The organism is Paraburkholderia sp. BGA-UO-ETr-F12, from assembly GCF_059567945.1.
Map to the genome: position 1 here is coordinate 431,415 of NZ_JCAQOZ010000012.1, position 16,268 is coordinate 447,682.

The window sequence follows — 16,268 nt, forward strand, 5'->3', positions numbered from 1 at the left end:
GGACACGCCCTCAAGCGATCAAACGCTCAAACCCGGGTAACCGGCATCTCCATGCGAGCCGCAGCGCCAGCATCCATATAGCGCGCCAGCTCGAGCTTTGCGATCGCGTTGCGGTGCACTTCGTCTGGCCCATCGGCGAAGCGTAACGTCCGCGCGGATGCATACGCATACGCCAGCGGAAAATCGTCGCTGACACCGCCGCCGCCGTGCGCCTGAATTGCCCAGTCGATCACCTGGCATGCCATATTCGGCGCGACCACCTTGATCATGGCGATCTCGCCACGCGCGCCCTTGTTGCCGACCGTATCCATCATATACGCGGTTTTTAGCGTCAGCAGCCGTGCCTGTTCGATCATGCAACGCGCTTCGGCCAGACGTTCCTGCGTGACGCCTTGCGCGGCAACCGGCTTGCCGAAAGCGACGCGTTGAATCGAACGTTTCGCCATGAGTTCGAGCGCGCGCTCGGCGAGACCGATCAAACGCATGCAGTGGTGGATGCGTCCCGGGCCGAGGCGGCCTTGAGCGATTTCGAAGCCGCGCCCTTCGCCGAGCAGCATGTTGCTGGCCGGCACGCGCACGTTCTGCAGCGTGATTTCCATGTGACCGTGCGGCGCGTCGTCGTAGCCGAACACGGTGAGAGGGCGGTGCACGGTGATGCCGGTAGCATCGGCGGGGACCAGGATCATCGACTGCTGCGAATGGCGCGGCGCCTCGGGATCGGTCTTGCCCATCACGATGTAGATCTTGCAGCGCGGATCCCCGGCACCGGATGACCACCACTTGTGGCCGTTGATCACGTAGGTGTCGCCATCGCGCACGATGCTTGTCTGGATATTGGTCGCGTCCGACGACGCCACTTCCGGCTCGGTCATCAGAAATGCCGAGCGGATGTGCCCTTGCAACAGCGGTTCGAGCCACTCGCGCTTGTTGTCGTCGCTACCGTAGCGCTCGATCGTTTCCATGTTGCCGGTGTCGGGCGCGTTGCAGTTGAACACTTCCGGCGCCCAAGGCACCCGGCCCATGATCTCGCAAAGCGGCGCGTACTCGAGATTCGTGAGACCGGCCCCGCGCACTGATTCAGGCAGGAACAGATTCCACAAGCCGGCGTCGCGTGCCTTCTGTTTCAGTTCCTCGATCAGTTCGGTCGGCAGCCATGCGTTGCCGTTCTGACGATTACGCGCGATCTCGGCGTAGAAGGCCTGTTCGTTCGGATAGATGTGCTCGTCGAAGAAGGCGAGCAATTTATCGCGCAGCGCCTGAACCTTCGGGGTGTAATCGAAATTCATGTATGACCTCGCGGATGACGAACGACGTTTGTTCAGGAGCGCAATCAGAAGCGCCGGGTTGCTTAACGTACTTTCTGGGCGTAGCGCCAGGCGAGTTCGGCCATCGGCTTCGCCCGGCGGCCGGCATCGAGCGCCTGAGCGCTGGCTGCAGTGCCGTCGACCACGCGTTTCATGATGCCTTGCAGGATGGCGGCGATGCGGAACATGTTGTACGCCAGATAGAAATTCCAGTCGCCGTGGATCTCGAAGCCCGTGCGCTTGCAGTAGCGCTCGACATATTGCGCTTCGTCGGGAATGCCAAGCGCAGTCCAGTCAAGACCCGCAATGCCGCGAAACTGCGCCGGGTCGACGTGCCACGCCATGCAGTGGTAGGCGAAGTCGGCGAGCGGGTCCCCGAGCGTGGACAGTTCCCAGTCGAGTACGGCCAATACGCGCGGCTCGGTGGGATGGAAGATCAGGTTGTCGAGCCGGTAGTCGCCGTGCACGACCGAGGCGCGCTCGCTCGTTTCCGCCGGCATATGCTGTGGCAGCCATTCGATCAGACGCTGCATCGCGTCGATCGGCTCGGTTTCGGAGGCGACGTACTGTTTGCTCCAACGGCCGATCTGGCGTGCGAAGTAATTGCCCGGTTTGCCGTAGTCGGCAAGACCGATTGCCGTGACGTCGACGCTATGCAGCGCGGCAACCACACGATTCATTTCGTCGTAGATCGCCGTGCGCTCCGCAGGCGTCATGCCTGGCAAAGACTGGTCCCACAGCACGCGGCCTTCGACAAACTCCATTACGTAGAACGCCCGGCCGATCACACTTTCGTCCTCGCACAGCGCGAGCATATTGGCGACCGGCACCCCTGTGCCGGCCAGCGCATGCATCACGCGATATTCGCGTTCGACGGCGTGCGCCGAGGGCAGTAATTTCGCGGCCGGCCCGGGCTTCGCGCGCATCACATACGAGCGCGACGGCGTGACGAGTTTGAAGGTGGGATTCGACTGGCCGCCGGCAAATTGCTCCAGGGTGAGCGGTCCGGAAAATCCATCGACATGCTGGGTTAGCCACGCGGCGAGCGCGTCGCTGTCGAAGCGTTGCCGCTCATTGACCGGACGCGTGCCCTCGAAAGCCGAATAATCCGGTTTGTGTTCTGGTTCGCCGGTCTGTGTGGCTTGCACCATATGTCTCCTCCAGTTCGGGTTCAGCTACGCCGGTATTGAATGAATTGTGCGTAGAGCATTTCCATCGTGGTATTGCGAACGTCGCGATGAAGCGGCGACGGCGGTGAATAATTGATTGTGCGTAGCACCCAGTCGCGTGGCGCGGCTCCGACGTCGAGCGCGTTGATGCAACCGGTGGCCTGCGCCAGATGACCAAAAAAAGTGCGGCCGCCTGCAGTGAGCGCATGCGACAGAATTGCGCGATTCACTCCGCCGTGCAGCACCAGCAGTACGCTGTCCCACGATGTGTCCTCGCGTAGCGCCGACACTGCGGGCAACACGCGGTCGAACAATTCACCGATGGTTTCGCCGTCGAGAAAGCGGGTGCTTTCCGGCACAATCCCGTCGAAGGCGCCGAGAAATGCTGCTTCGATATCCTGCGGTGGAATGTTGCTCAGCTTGCCACCGCGAATTTCCTGCAGCGCGGGTTCGATATCAAGCTCGATCTGCTGACCGGTCTCGGCCAGCACTCGTTGCGCGGTTTCGACCGTGCGCGGCAAACCGCTCACGATCACCCGGTCGAAGCGGATTTGCTGCGCGGCGAAAGCGCGGCCGGCGGCGCTTGCCTGCTCGCGGCCGTTCGCGTTCAACGGCACGGTTTCAGGATCGATCGCACGGCCGGAGTCGTCGAAGTAGGTCACGTCGCCGTGACGCATGAGAAAGATGCGGCGGCGTTTGGGGAGTTGGAAGACAGGCATTGTCTCTTCGTTCACTTAGGTTCGCTCGCGTTCATTTGTAGACCGGCGCACGTTTTTCGAGGAATGCGGAGATCCCTTCGAGTCCGTCGCGATGGTGCAGAGACGCAACGAAGTTGTCGCGTTCGGCGACCAGATGTTCAGCCAGCGGCTGCGCGCCGGCCGCGCCGATGAGCGCCTTGATGCGCGCGATCGAATTCGGCGAAATCTTGCCGAGTTCGTCGGCCCAGGCGACAGCGGTGTCGCGTGCGGAGCCGGCCTTCGCCAGTTTGTTGACGACGCCGAGATCGTGCAGACGTGCGGCGCCAATCGGTTTGCCTTCGATCAGCACTTCGGTCACCAACTGGCGCGGCAACGCGTGTGCGAGAAACCACGAACCGCCGCCATCGGGTGTGAGACCCACGCGCGCGTACGACATCACAAATTTGGCGTCTTCCGCGGCAACGACCAGATCGCACGCGAGCGCGAGCGAAAATCCCGCGCCGGCTGCGGCTCCGTCAACGGCGGCAATCACCGGTTTCGACGATAAACGCAGCGCCGAAATCCATTCGCCGAGCAGGTCGATGCTTTCCGCCTGCACCGACGGATCTTTCGCGCGATTTTCCAGCAGGCGGTTCAGATTGCCGCCGGCGCAGAAGAAATTGTCCGCGCCGTTAATCACGACCGCGCGTATGGACGGATCGCGCTCCACTGATTCAAGCGCTTCGATGCCTGCGGCATACATGTCGGGATGCAGCGCATTGCGCGCGCCGGGGTTCGACAGCGTGAGGACTAACGTCGATTCGCTTTCGGTAGGGCGCGAGGTCAGCAGTTCGGCGCTCATTGTTGGGTCTCCGTTTGAGTATCGGCAGCATCGCGTTGTGTCAGCGACAGGCCAAGTTGTGCGCGCCGTGCAAGCCAGGGCGACGGACGATAGCGTGGATCGCCGAGCACGCTGTGGATATTGCGCAAGATCGTGAGGATCGTGTTCGCGCCGAGCGCATCGCCGAGCGCGAGCGGTCCGCGCGGGTAGCCGAGGCCGAGTGTCACGGCGAGGTCGATGTCCTCCGGCGTCGCGATCTGTTTTTGCGCGATGTCGCAGCCGATGTTGACGATGGTCGCCACGACACGTTGCGCGACGAAGCCGGTCGAATCGCGGATCACGGTGACGGGAACGCCGTCGGCAGCAAAGAGCGCGTGCGCGGCGTCGCGCGCGGCCCGACTGGTGGCCGGTGTCGTCATCAGTGTGCGGCGCGGCGCTATGGCTAGCGGGAATAGGGTATCGATAGCGACAACGCGCGTTGCATCGAGTGCTTCTTCGACGGCGGCGGTGGTCGCGTCATGACCGAACGGCGTTACGACGATCAGCGAGTCCGCTGCGGGCGTGGCGCCTTCGTCGAGCTTGACGCCGGCCTTGGCGATGAGTTGCACGACGGCGGCATGCGCTTGCGGATAGCGCTTGCTGACCCACACGCTATGCGGCAGTTCAGTCGGCGTGGACGCTTCCGCGGGCACTTGCTGCTTGCCGTCTTCATAGCGGTAAAAGCCTTCGCCCGTTTTACGGCCGATCAGTCCGCCCGCGAGCCGCGTGCCCGTGATTGGCGAGGGGGTGAAGCGCGGCTCCTCATAGAACTGGTGATAGATCGATTCCATCACCGGATGCGAAACGTCGAGCGCGGTCAGATCGAGCAGTTCGAACGGGCCGAGGCGAAAGCCTGCTTGCTCGCGCATGATTCGGTCGATGTCGGCGAAACTCGCAACGCCTTCGCCGGCCACCCGCAAACCCTCGGTATTCATGCCGCGGCCGGCGTGATTGACAATGAAACCGGGCATATCTTTCGCGCGCACCGGCGTGTGCCCCATGCGGCGCGCAAGATCCATCAGCGCGTCGCCCACGGCAGGATCGCTGCGCAGGCCGTCGATTACCTCGACGACTTTCATCAGAGGAACCGGATTGAAGAAGTGATAGCCGGCTACCCGCGACGGATTCGTGCAACCCGCGGCAATTGCCGTAATCGACAGCGACGAAGTGTTCGACGCCAGCACGCACCGGCCGCTCACCACTGTTTCGAGCTCGCGGAAGAGCGCCTGCTTCACATCGAGTTTTTCGACGATCGCCTCGACGACCAGATCGCAATCGGCCAGATCGCCGATAACCTGCGCGCCGCTCACGTTCGCGAGCGCGGCGAGCGAGCGGGCCTGGTCGAGCTTGCCTTTGGCGGTTAATTTGGCGAAAGTCTCGGCAACGTAGTCGCGCGCGGCGCCGATCGCGACGGGATTCGTGTCGTAAAGACGCACGGTGAGACCCGCCAGCGCGGCAATCTGAGCGATGCCGCGGCCCATTGCACCGGTTCCGACAATGCCGATAGTCTCGATGCTGAAATTGCGAGAGGTCATTGTGTTGCTCGACTCCATGGTTATTTTAGAATAGCACGATCGTGCAATTTACTGGATGATTGATCGAAGGCCGCTGCGTTGATTTTGGCGGGCGGTCTCAAACAAACTTAAGAAAGGGGACACCCGATGATCAAGCTGTGCGGTTTCGCGCTCTCTAACTATTACAACAAGGTGAAGTTCGTGCTCCTCGAACACGGCATTCCGTTCGAGGAAGTGTTCGTGAAGCCGAGCCAGGAAGAGGCGATGCTCGAGCATTCTCCGCTCGGCAAGGTGCCTTACATTCAGACTGAGCACGGCGATCTGTGCGAATCGCAAGCCATTGTCGAATATCTGGCCGCGCGTTTTCCCGACAAGGCGATTTTCTCCGCTGACCCATGGGAAGCGGCCAAGGAGCGCGAGTTGATCACGTTCGTGGATGTGCATCTCGAACTGACCGTACGCAACCTCTATAAAGAAGCGTTCTTCGGCGGGACCGTGACCGACGCGACCAAAGGGCGTGTCGAGAAGCTGCTCGTGCATCACATTGCCGGGTTCAAGCGGATCGCGAAATTCGGGCCGTATTTGCGCGGCGAGCGTTTCAGTGTCGCCGACGCAGCAGGGTATGTGAGCCTGCCGCTGGTCGGTATGGCGACGCAGATCGTCTATGGTCGCGATTTCCTGCTCGACGCTGGTGTGGACTGGAAAAGCTATGTGAAGGCGATCAACTCCCGGCCGGCCGCGCAGCGCGTGAGCGAGGACCGTAAAGCGGCTGTCGCGGCCTCGCGCCCGGCGTGAAGCGAGGCGATGGCCGCGCGGCGGGCGACACGAACCTGCGCGTGCAACGCACGCGTGAACTGCTGCGCGCGATGGCGAGGAACGTGGCTTCGTTCGCAGCATCGCGCAGGGCACTCTAGAGCCGCACCAGCCGGTCTAGCGCGGTGGCGAGGGTGGCTTCCTGCTTCGCAAAGCAGAAGCGCACCACGCCCGATTCGTGTGCCTCGTGATAGAACGCCGACACTGGAATCGCCGCGACGCCTATTTCGCCGGTCAGCCATTGCGCGAATTCGGCTTCGGGAAGATCGCTGATCGCCGAATAATCGACGCACTGAAAGTAGGTGCCTGTGCAAGGCAACAGCTTGAAGCGTGAATTCGCCAGGCCGGCGCGGAAGAAGTCGCGTTTCTTCTGATAAAACGCGGGTAGGTCCAGATACGGTGCCGGATCCTTCATGTAGTCCGCGAGGCCGACCTGCATCGGCGTGTTGACCGTGAACACGTTGAACTGATGCACTTTGCGAAATTCAGCGGTAAGCGCGGCGGGCGCGGCAACGTAGCCGACTTTCCAGCCGGTGACGTGATAGGTCTTGCCGAAGCTCGACACGACGAAGCTGCGCTGCGCCAGTTCCGGATAGCGGGCCACGCTTTCATGCGGTGCGCCGTCGTACACCATGTGTTCGTACACTTCATCGGAGAGAATCAGCACGTTGGTGCCGCGCACGATTTCTTCGAGCTTGCGCATGTCTTCCGCACGCCAGACCGTACCGGTCGGATTGTGCGGCGTGTTGATCAGCAGGAGGCGCGTTTTCGGCGTAATCGCGGCGGCGAGCTTGTCAAACGGGATCGCGTAGTCGGGCGCTTCGAGCGTAACGAATACCGGCTTGCCGCCGGCCAGTTCGATCGACGGCACGTAGCTGTCATAGTTCGGCTCGATCACGATCACTTCGTCGCCCGGATGCACGGTGCAGAGAATCGCGGTTAGCAGCGCCTGGGTGGCGCCCGCCGTCACGGTGATCTCGCTCGCGGCGTCGTAGCGGCGCCCGTATAGGCTCGCGATCTTGTCCGAAATCGCCTGACGCAGCGGCGCGGCGCCGGCCATCGGCGGATATTGATTGTGGCCGTCGCGCATGGCGTTCGCCACTGCGTCGACAATGCGGGGATCGCAGCCGAAATCGGGAAAACCCTGGCCGAGGTTCACCGCGCCTTTTTCGGCGGCGAGCGCGCTCATCACGGTGAAAATCGTTGTGCCGACGTTCGGCAGACGAGACGGAAACGAGGGACTCATGGGCGTGTCGTGCGGTGCATTCATGGCGCTGTCCGGAGCGTAGTCGAGTGAGTAGGCGAATTAACGGAGGGCTTCGTTTGAAAAGTACGAAGCCTGATTGTAGGGAATCGCCGCGCTACGTGCGCGCGTTCGCCTCAATGCTGGCCATCCGGCCAAGGGTCATAGGGACGCCGTCCCGACTGCCATACACGCGCTGACGAACGGTGCCGGCTGTGCAATCTGGAAACCGAAGTCGCGTGCAATCCGCTTGGCGAGTTTCAGTACCGCGCGGTCTTTCGACACCAGCCAGTCGGCCTGCGCGGCGTGCGCGAGTTCGAGGAATTTCTGGTCGTCGCGGTCTTTGCATTTGGGCAATGGCCTGGCATCTTCCGCAGGGGCGGCGGGTTCGACCAACTGCGCAAGGCGTGCAACGACGGCCAGCGCCGCCGCTTTGTCGACCTTGCGATGCACGAATTGCGGATAGTCGAGCACGTAGGTGAGCTCGGCGAGGCAGCGCGCGTCGATCAGCGCGGCTAGCGCGCCGCTTTCGAGCGCGGCGCGGATCGGCCGCGTGTGCGGATCGTCGAACACGAGAATATCGATCCAGACATTGGAATCGAGGACGACGCGCAAAGCGCCGTGTGAGGCATGGGAACCGGGCATTCGTTACAATCTGGCTTTCGTCTTTGACCGCCAGGCACGGCGTGCCTGCAAGTCCTCTATGATAATCGTTCTGTCACCGGCGAAATCGCTCGACTACGAAACCCCTGCGCATGTCAAAAAGCACACGATCCCCGATTTCGTCGACGATGCGGCCGAATTGATTGGCGGATTGCGCCTTTTGTCGCCGCAGCAAATCGGTTCGTTGATGAGTATTTCGGATCAGCTCGCCCACCTCAATTTTCAGCGTTACGCAGACTGGTCGCCCAGTTTCGGCACGCACAACGCCAAGCAGGCCGTGCTCGCGTTCAACGGCGATGTGTATGAAGGCTTCAACGCCAGGACCTTGTCGTCGGCCGATCTGGATTACGCGCAGAATCACGTGCGGGTGCTTTCCGGCCTGTATGGGCTGCTGCGCCCGCTCGATCTGCTGCAACCGTACCGCCTCGAAATGGGTACGCGTTTTGCCAATACGCGCGGCAAGGATCTGTACGCGTTCTGGGGCGAACGGATCACGCAGGCTTTGAATGCGCAACTGAAGAAGCGCGCTGCCGCTTCACGCGTGCTGGTCAACTGCGCTTCCGGTGAGTACTTCAAGTCCGTCAAACCCAAGGTGCTCGAAGCGCCGATCGTCACCCCCGTGTTTGAAGACTGGAAGGGCGGCCGCTACAAGATCATCAGTTTCCACGCCAAGCGCGCGCGGGGCCTGATGGCGCGCTACGCGGTCGAAAACCGTCTCGACAGGCCCGACCAGTTGAAGGATTTCGACGCCGAAGGCTACGCGTTCAACGCCGAGGCGTCGAACGATTCCACCTACGTATTCCGTCGCCGTATCGCCGACTAGGCGATTGCGGCGTGCACAAGCAGGGAAGAACATCATGACGTTATCGATTACGAGCAACTTCGACGCGGGCGCGATCGAAGTGCTGGCCTGCGAAGACGCTGGCAACATTCGTCTGCGCGTGCGGCCCGACAGTCATGCCGAGTTCGCGCAGTGGTTTTATTTCCGTTTGTCCGGCGCGGCCGGCGAGCGCTGCGTGATGACCTTCGAGAATGCCGCGGCATGCGCTTTCGCCGAAGGCTGGCGCGACTACCAGGCGGTGGCAAGCTATGACCGGGTAAACTGGTTCCGTGTGCCGACCTCTTACGATGGCCGTGTGTTGACGATCGACCATACGCCGGATTTCGACCGCGTCTATTACGCGTATTTCGAGCCGTATAGCGAGGAGCGTCATTCGGAGTTTCTCGGTGCGATCCAGCAGATGCCGCAGGCCACGCTGACGGAGTTGGGCAAGACCGTCGAAGGTCGGCCGATGTCTTTGCTGACGCTTGGCACACCGCAAACCGGCGACACGCCGAAAAAGAAAATCTGGCTGATCGCGCGCCAGCATCCTGGCGAGACGATGGCCGAGTGGTTTATCGAGGGTCTCGTCAAGCGGCTCGCCGGTTGGGGCGATTGGGCGGGCGACCCGGTGGCGCGCAAGCTCTACGATCACGCGGTGTTCTACATCGTGCCGAATATGAATCCGGACGGCAGCGTGCATGGCAATCTGCGCACCAACGCGACCGGTGCGAACCTGAACCGCGAATGGATGGAGCCGGACGCCGCGCGTAGTCCGGAGGTGCTGGTAGTGCGTGACGCGATTCACGCGACCGGTTGCGATCTCTTTTTCGATATCCACGGCGACGAGGCGCTGCCGTACGTCTTCGTAGCCGGCTCCGAAATGCTGCCCGGTTTCACGGAGCGGCAGGGAGAAGAGCAGAAAGCGTTCATTGAAGCATTCAAGCATGCGAGTCCGGATTTCCAGGACAAGTACGGCTATGCTGCGAGCAAGTATCGTGAAGACGCGCTCAAACTGGCTTCAAAGTACATCGGCAACGAATTCGGTTGTTTGTCGTTGACGCTGGAGATGCCGTTCAAGGACAACGCCAACTTGCCGGACGAGCGGGTGGGCTGGAATGGCGAGCGTAGCGCGTCGCTGGGCGCCGCCATGCTGCAGGCGATTTTGCGGCACGTAGAGACGTTTGCCTGACCGGACACCGTATGAAAACGGGGCACACACTTCTGAAGTGTGTGCCCCGTTTTTTTGGGGGTATGACACGCGGCGCAGGTTATTGAAACGGCCGTAGGTCATGCTCGCTATTGAGTCTTATTGAGTCTTATTGAGTCTTTTTCGCCGGGGACTTCTTTGCGGTCGATTTGCTTGAAGACTTGCCAGAAGATTTGCTGGAAGTTGCTCGCGAAGATTTCCCCGAGCTTGCCTTCGACGTCTTTCCGGTCGCTTTTTTGGTGGTTTTGCCACTGGCGGCGTGCTTGCCCTTCACGCTCTTATGCTTGCCGGAGGACGCTCGCGATCCGCCAGAGCCGGAGCTATGCGCCCGGGCGGGCGGCACCGGATCGTTCCAGCTGAACGCGAGCATCTGTGAACCGACGTAGCCGCAGCGGAATTTGAGATCGGCTGGATCGCCACCGCTCTGGGGAATGCCGAGGCCCTCGACGGTAACGATGTTATCTACCTTGACGCGCTGCTTGCCCTCGTCGAACGAATCGTTCCAGGGGGTGACCGACGCATGCGCGCTGTCGAAGGAACTGGGCGGAAATTCGACATGGTCGAAAGCGGTCGATGTACTTGCAACGAAGTTGCCATGAGCGGCGCAATCCGCAACAAGCGGATCCGCATGCATGTCATTGACAAATTTGTTGACGAGATCGTTGTGCTGTTCGAGTTGATCGGCGTATGCGGGAGCAGTGCAAATGAGCGAGAGACTCGCTGCAAATGTTGCTAACCGGCCGACCAGCCGCAGCAATCGGCGCGGTACGTTGGTGCGATCCATCTAGTTCGTTAGACGCTAATGAGACATGAGGCACGTAAGATGCCTGGCGAGAGGGATGAGTTCAATCCTGACACAAATATTTTGTCCTGTCGTGGTGCGTGAACTCAGGCGCCATGTGGGCCGAGATGGCCGATTGTCACGGATAGGTGCTTGATGCCGCACCCGTGTCAGGTGCGTGGGCCACCCAATCGATATCGGCGTACATCATAAGTGGTCACCCACGCGGGTCGGTAGACCGCAATCAATGCCGTCGACATGCCCGTGAACCATGCCTCGCCGATGGCCAGCAGAAGCACGCTGAACGCGTAGCCGGCCGGCACCACGGTCATCGAACCGTCGGCGAGCGCGATGTGGATGCCGAGTGCGGCGGCCGCCGTGAACGATACGGCAATGGCGGGTGAGACGAAACCCTGGCCGAAGATAAACATGAAGAGGTTACGCGGCAGCCACGCGATGCTGGCGCGCTGGATCAAGGTCGAAATGCCGACAGGCAGCGCACCGAACACGAGAAAAGTCACTGCGATGCCCTGCCAGGGAGCGTCGAAGACGACGGCGGCAAGACCGGTGACTATTGCCATGGCGATCAGCGCGAGTCCCCAGTCGAACAACGTGACGACCAGCGTGGCCCCGAGCAGATGCATGACCGTGCCGTCGTCGAGCCAGGCGTTGCTCGCCCACAGCACCGACACGGCGACAATGATCGCGAGCCAGACATGCTGGAGTGTGCCGTCTTGAAGTCGTTTGAAAGGATTTTTCCACAGCGCGAGCGCGACCACTATCGCAGTGGCGATCCAGCCACCGACAGCGACCCAGAACGGAAGCGGTGTGTAGAGGAAACCCATGTATCTCATATTACTCGTTGGACGAGAAAAGGTGTGAGCGGATTCCATGCCAGCCGGCATGAACGCTGCCAGAAAGTGCGTGTTCCGATTCTGGTGCGCGCGCCGGCTGACGTCATGCCGGACCTTGCGTAGCCTGTTCCGATGCCGGTCCGGCGGTCGCGTCGCCGTATTGCGTGTTGGGTTCGGCTGCCATTGGCAGCGCGCCCGCCGTGTCGTTCGCGGGCAACGGATACTGGAAACGCCGTGACGTACGGCGCCGCAACGGCACCACGCCAGCTTGCCCCATGACCGGACGAACCGGACCTTCGTGATCGTTGCGCAGTACTTGCAAATGAGCCGACAGCCAGCCGTTGTAAAGCGCGACCGCGGCGGCGCGGTTAGGCGCTCCGAGTTGCTGGAATATGCTGGTCAGGTGGATCTTGACGGTGCCCTCACTGATACCGAGCGTGCGCGCGATCATCTTGTTGGTGCTGCCCATGTGGACGCAGCGCATGATCTGCTGCTGGCGGGGCGACAGACCGGTGGAAAGTCTGCTCCGGCGCGGTGGTGGATTTTTTTCGTCGAATGGCCGGATGGCGGAATCCGGCGGCAGCGGAGGGTTGAGTGCCAACGCCCCCGGCGGCACATAGTGACCGCCCAGCAGAACCATCTCTAAAGCGCGCACGATCAGGCACGGGTCGGTTTCGCGCGGAATCACGCCGAGCACACCTTCGTCCATGAGGTTTCGCACGACGGCTGGAGAGGCGTCGTCGGTCAGCACGGCAATGCGCAGGTCCGGGTAATGGCTGAGCAGATGACGGGCATCGTCAACCGACATCCAGTCCTGCCAATCGATCACGAGCAGGTCGGGCAGCAGGCGCTTGAGGGTACGTTCAACCTGACGCCAATCCTGTGCTTCGTTAAAGCGCGCCAACCGATCGATCTGCCGCAGTAGTGCCTTGAGCCCGTCGCGTCGTTCCGCGTCTGAGTTGAGTATTGAGAATCGCATGCCATGTCTCCAGATGAATCGGACGAGGTGGCGCGATGCGTGCGGGCCGGCGGGGTGCCGGGAGCATGACGATGCGCCACCGCCACCATGATGACAAATTCCCTTCGTTTTGACGGCCTGTCCAAAAGGCATAGGAGGAATGACATAAAAAAGCCCCGCGCTCGGCGGGGCTTCTTGATGTCGACGCCGCGGCGCAGTGACGCCGGCACCTGTTAATCAGTGGAAATGCGGTTGCGCGGGCTCCGCGTCCTCCGGCATTTCAGCATGGACGATTTCGCCGAGCGGGTCGGCATAGAGGGGGACACCGCAGTCATCGCAATATTCCGGCTCGAAGCGGCCCGCGTGACGGCGCACGTCTGTCACGCCGGTTTCCTTGAGCAAGGCGACGATTTCTTCGAGCGGGTCGTCTGATGCGGCCGTCTCTTGCGGTTCTTCATCAATGCCGGGCTCGCCATTTTCGCGGCCATAAAGTGGCCACACGACGCCGTAGATCACATCATTGCTGCCCTTGCGTGTGAAGCCGACGCGATATTCGTCGATCCGGCGCTCGCCGAAGCCTGCGACAACCGCGCGCAACTCCTGTGGGGCCGTGCCGATTGTGTCGAACAGATAACGCACAGCGGTACGTACCGTGTGAGGGCGCACGCTTTCGTCGGCGTCGCGGCAGGCTGAATAGTAGGCATCCGGCAGCAGGCACTCGAATTCACATCCGGGCAGCACCAGCGACAGATTGGCGCCGCCTTGCGTCGCCCATTGTTCGAGGCATTGACCGCGCTCGATCCGGCTGCCGTTCTCCTCCTCCTGCCAGCGAAATGCTGGCTCGCCTACCGGCGCCGCGACGACGGCCAGCAGAAAACGCGGGTCGGCGAGGATTGGCGAGGTTTCCGGCAGTTCGCCAAAATTAAGTTTGACGTTGCTGCCGGCCATAGCTGCCTGAGCGAGCTGCTGGGCAATACGCCAGGTTTCGACGTGGTGACGCGGCAGTTGGTCGATGCTGTAAAGGAACGGCACCATGGCGACACGCGTATTGGCCGCGAGCACGTGCGCCTGCAGATGCGCGCGCAACGCATCGGCCGCGTCCGTTTTGAGCGGGCCGGAAGGAATCATGTAACGAGTCCAGGCCAGCACCGGCGCAGCAATCAGCAGCGCCTCATAAGGAACACCTTCGTGTTCGAGGACGAACGACTCGCTGTGCGTTTCCGCCATGTCGGCGAGTGCGCCGTAAGCATCAGGATGATTCTGCTGCAGATGATCGAGCGCGGCGTCCAGCGTTGTCTGGTTGGCGTTGCGGATGATCTTGGCCAGCAACACATCGAGCTTCGCTTCCCAGAAGCGATCCTCGGTGCGGCTGCCCGACGCGAAAAGCGCGAGCGAAAGACCGACAAGCTTGTCGGCATCGGGGGGGAGACGTTTGGCGATTCGCGAGCGCATAAATCCAGAATTTGGGGGGCACAGAACCTTATATTCTAGTCTTTTCTATGCCGCCATATTATTTAGCTGACTATGCGGGATGGATTGGGACCTTCTCGCCTTGAAAATAAGGCTGTGGCGAGCGCTGTCAGATGCGTTGCGTGGCATCCTGGCCGGATGATATAAGACATGCCCGGGGGCGGGACTCGCTTCTATACTGACTGCGGTCAGTGGGCGCCTGGCAGGTGCATGTCTACTCGTCGCTGTGGTCTGGCGCAACAGGAGATTCATAGTGAAATCGGACCAACTGATTGAGCGTCTCGCCGCAGTGTTCGCGTTGATCATACTGGTGGGCGGCTCGCTGCTGGTGCTTGCGCCTTTTACGACTGCGCTGCTGTGGGGCGCCATCCTCAGTTATAGCTCGTGGGGCTTGTACCGGCGGCTCACTGCGGCGGTTGGTGGGCGGCGGAAGCTGGCCGCGACATTGATCGTGCTCATCATTCTGATTGTGGTGCTTGGCCCGTTTGTATATGCAGGCTTTGCTTTCGGTGCGCACGTGCATGAGATCGTCGCGGTAGTACAGCGGCTCTTTGAGGCTGGCTTGCCGGATCTGCCGCCGTGGGTGGGGAGAATTCCGCTGGTCGGTTCGAACATCGAGGCGTTTTGGGCGAATGTAACAAGTAGCAACTCCGAACTGATCGCGCAAATGCGTGCGCTTGCGGCGCCGGCCGGTAAGTGGATCCTGGCGGCTGCGATCGCTGTTACGCACGGTCTGGGATTGCTGGCGCTGAGTATCGTGCTCGCGTTTTTCTTTTATACCGGCGGGGAGGGCGCGGCGGCCTGGTTGCGGGCGGGCATGCGGCGTATTGCCGGCGAACGCGCCGATTATCTGTTGACACTGGCTGGCAGCACGGTGAAGGGCGTGGTCTACGGAATCCTCGGCACTGCGCTTGTGCAAGGCATTCTTGCCGGATTCGGATGCTGGATTGCGGGCGTCCCGGCACCGGCGCTGCTTGGGCTGGCGACATTCTTTCTGTCAGTCATACCCGGTGGCCCGGTAATCGTCTGGTTGCCCGCGGCGATCTGGTTGTATCACGGCGGCGCAACGGGTTGGGCAATCTTTCTGGTTGTGTGGGGCGTGCTGGTTGTCGGCATGTCCGACAATGTCATCAAGCCGATTTTGATCGGCAAGAGTAGCGACATGCCGCTGATCCTGGTGATGCTGGGTATCCTGGGCGGTGCGTTTGCTTTTGGTTTCCTTGGTGTTTTCATCGGCCCAACGTTGCTGGCGGTTGCCTATACCGTGCTGCACGATTGGACGATCGGCGCCCCGGCGGCGCACGTCCCGATGTCCGACGTGGAAGTGCCAGTTGTCGATAAGCCCGAGGCACATGGAAAAGGCGCTCTGAAATAAATTCCAGATAACGCTTGCAAGGCGGGGGGGCGGCTCGCTAGAATCTCGCTCTTTCGTGCTCCGGACGCCGGGGCACGGGGAAGTGGGAGAGCCAGTCGTGGCAAGGGTTTGAGCGACGTGAGCGGGTTGAGAAAGTGATAAAAACCTGTTGACGATGTAGCGAAAGTTCTTCATAATCTCGTTCCTCTGCTGCTGATGCAGCGACGCAGAACGAAGCGGTACCAGTGGTTGCGCAGGTGGGCAGCACGGTGCGGATTCGGTAGTGAATGCGGACTCGATCTTTAAAAATTAACAGCCGATAAGTGTGGGCGCTTGATGCGCGACGCGCGGTGGACTCCTCGGGGTCTGCCGGAAGCGAAAGTATCAAGTCTCACACGAGTATTAAAGGAAGGTTTTCCTGTCGGGGTGGATTCACGCCGGCAGGTTAATCATTCGTCAGTACGTTGAGTGAGCGACCGGTTTCGAAAGAGACCGAAAAACAGTAACAGGTTTGAACTGAAGAGTTTGATCCTGGCTCAGATTGAACGCTGGCGGCAT

Annotated in this window: 15 protein-coding genes; 4 read left to right on the forward strand and 11 right to left on the reverse strand. The window is 61.1% G+C overall.

What is annotated here, in order from left to right:
- Positions 1-26: 26 nt before the first annotated feature.
- The 5 genes from AC57B6_RS05540 to AC57B6_RS05560 all read right to left on the reverse strand — a co-directional run bounded on the left by AC57B6_RS05540 (position 27) and on the right by AC57B6_RS05560 (position 5,565).
- Entirely contained in the window at positions 27-1,286 is a 1,260-nt protein-coding gene (locus tag AC57B6_RS05540) for an acyl-CoA dehydrogenase family protein (protein WP_496420801.1), read from the reverse strand.
- A gap of 62 nt (positions 1,287-1,348) precedes the next feature.
- The gene (locus tag AC57B6_RS05545; protein WP_496420802.1) at positions 1,349-2,455 is read right to left on the reverse strand and encodes a phosphotransferase; all 1,107 of its coding nucleotides are present in this window, start codon (positions 2,453-2,455) and stop codon (positions 1,349-1,351) included.
- 20 nt (positions 2,456-2,475) lie between these two features.
- The gene (locus AC57B6_RS05550; RefSeq protein WP_028196964.1) at positions 2,476-3,192 is read right to left on the reverse strand and encodes a histidine phosphatase family protein; all 717 of its coding nucleotides are present in this window, start codon (positions 3,190-3,192) and stop codon (positions 2,476-2,478) included.
- A gap of 31 nt (positions 3,193-3,223) precedes the next feature.
- Complete coding sequence (locus AC57B6_RS05555) at positions 3,224-4,012, reverse strand: oxepin-CoA hydrolase, alternative type (protein ID WP_454805249.1); 789 nt, start codon at positions 4,010-4,012, stop codon at positions 3,224-3,226.
- Complete coding sequence (locus AC57B6_RS05560) at positions 4,009-5,565, reverse strand: 3-hydroxyacyl-CoA dehydrogenase (RefSeq protein WP_474633981.1); 1,557 nt, start codon at positions 5,563-5,565, stop codon at positions 4,009-4,011. The genes AC57B6_RS05555 and AC57B6_RS05560 overlap by 4 nt, the downstream gene beginning before the upstream one ends.
- 126 nt (positions 5,566-5,691) lie before the next feature.
- On the opposite strand from AC57B6_RS05560, the gene AC57B6_RS05565 reads away from it, so the two are divergent.
- The gene (locus AC57B6_RS05565; protein WP_106352853.1) at positions 5,692-6,339 is read left to right on the forward strand and encodes a glutathione S-transferase family protein; all 648 of its coding nucleotides are present in this window, start codon (positions 5,692-5,694) and stop codon (positions 6,337-6,339) included.
- A gap of 115 nt (positions 6,340-6,454) precedes the next feature.
- Here AC57B6_RS05565 and AC57B6_RS05570 read toward each other — a convergent pair whose 3' ends face one another.
- Both AC57B6_RS05570 and AC57B6_RS05575 read right to left on the reverse strand, forming a co-directional pair.
- On the reverse strand, positions 6,455-7,627 hold the full coding sequence (locus tag AC57B6_RS05570) for a pyridoxal phosphate-dependent aminotransferase (protein WP_496420803.1): 1,173 nt from the start codon (positions 7,625-7,627) through the stop codon (positions 6,455-6,457).
- A gap of 135 nt (positions 7,628-7,762) precedes the next feature.
- The gene (locus tag AC57B6_RS05575; RefSeq protein WP_106352854.1) at positions 7,763-8,245 is read right to left on the reverse strand and encodes a putative toxin-antitoxin system toxin component, PIN family; all 483 of its coding nucleotides are present in this window, start codon (positions 8,243-8,245) and stop codon (positions 7,763-7,765) included.
- Positions 8,246-8,303: 58 nt separating this feature from the next.
- Between AC57B6_RS05575 and yaaA the strand changes: the two genes are divergently transcribed.
- Positions 8,304-9,086: a peroxide stress protein YaaA gene (gene yaaA / locus AC57B6_RS05580; RefSeq protein WP_030102879.1), complete on the forward strand. Its 783-nt coding sequence runs from the start codon at positions 8,304-8,306 to the stop codon at positions 9,084-9,086.
- Between the two features lie 34 nt (positions 9,087-9,120).
- Positions 9,121-10,275 (forward strand): M14 family metallopeptidase, encoded by a 1,155-nt coding sequence (locus AC57B6_RS05585; protein ID WP_028196970.1) that lies wholly within the window; start codon positions 9,121-9,123, stop codon positions 10,273-10,275.
- 127 nt (positions 10,276-10,402) lie between these two features.
- Here AC57B6_RS05585 and AC57B6_RS05590 read toward each other — a convergent pair whose 3' ends face one another.
- The 4 genes from AC57B6_RS05590 to AC57B6_RS05605 all read right to left on the reverse strand — a co-directional run bounded on the left by AC57B6_RS05590 (position 10,403) and on the right by AC57B6_RS05605 (position 14,338).
- Complete coding sequence (locus AC57B6_RS05590) at positions 10,403-11,077, reverse strand: BspC domain-containing protein (protein ID WP_030102878.1); 675 nt, start codon at positions 11,075-11,077, stop codon at positions 10,403-10,405.
- A 167-nt stretch (positions 11,078-11,244) separates the two neighbouring features.
- Positions 11,245-11,919 carry an energy-coupling factor ABC transporter permease gene (locus AC57B6_RS05595; protein WP_025648076.1) on the reverse strand — a complete coding sequence of 225 codons (675 nt, stop codon included), beginning with the start codon at positions 11,917-11,919 and terminating at the stop codon, positions 11,245-11,247.
- Between the two features lie 112 nt (positions 11,920-12,031).
- Positions 12,032-12,907 carry a LuxR C-terminal-related transcriptional regulator gene (locus AC57B6_RS05600; protein ID WP_496420804.1) on the reverse strand — a complete coding sequence of 292 codons (876 nt, stop codon included), beginning with the start codon at positions 12,905-12,907 and terminating at the stop codon, positions 12,032-12,034.
- A 216-nt stretch (positions 12,908-13,123) separates the two neighbouring features.
- Positions 13,124-14,338, reverse strand: a complete 1,215-nt coding sequence (locus tag AC57B6_RS05605) for a DUF2863 family protein (RefSeq protein WP_025648078.1) — start codon at positions 14,336-14,338, stop codon at positions 13,124-13,126.
- A 271-nt stretch (positions 14,339-14,609) separates the two neighbouring features.
- Here AC57B6_RS05605 and AC57B6_RS05610 point away from each other — a divergent pair, with 271 nt between their 5' ends.
- Positions 14,610-15,731: an AI-2E family transporter gene (locus AC57B6_RS05610; RefSeq protein WP_029673861.1), complete on the forward strand. Its 1,122-nt coding sequence runs from the start codon at positions 14,610-14,612 to the stop codon at positions 15,729-15,731.
- Positions 15,732-16,268 lie beyond the last annotated feature (537 nt).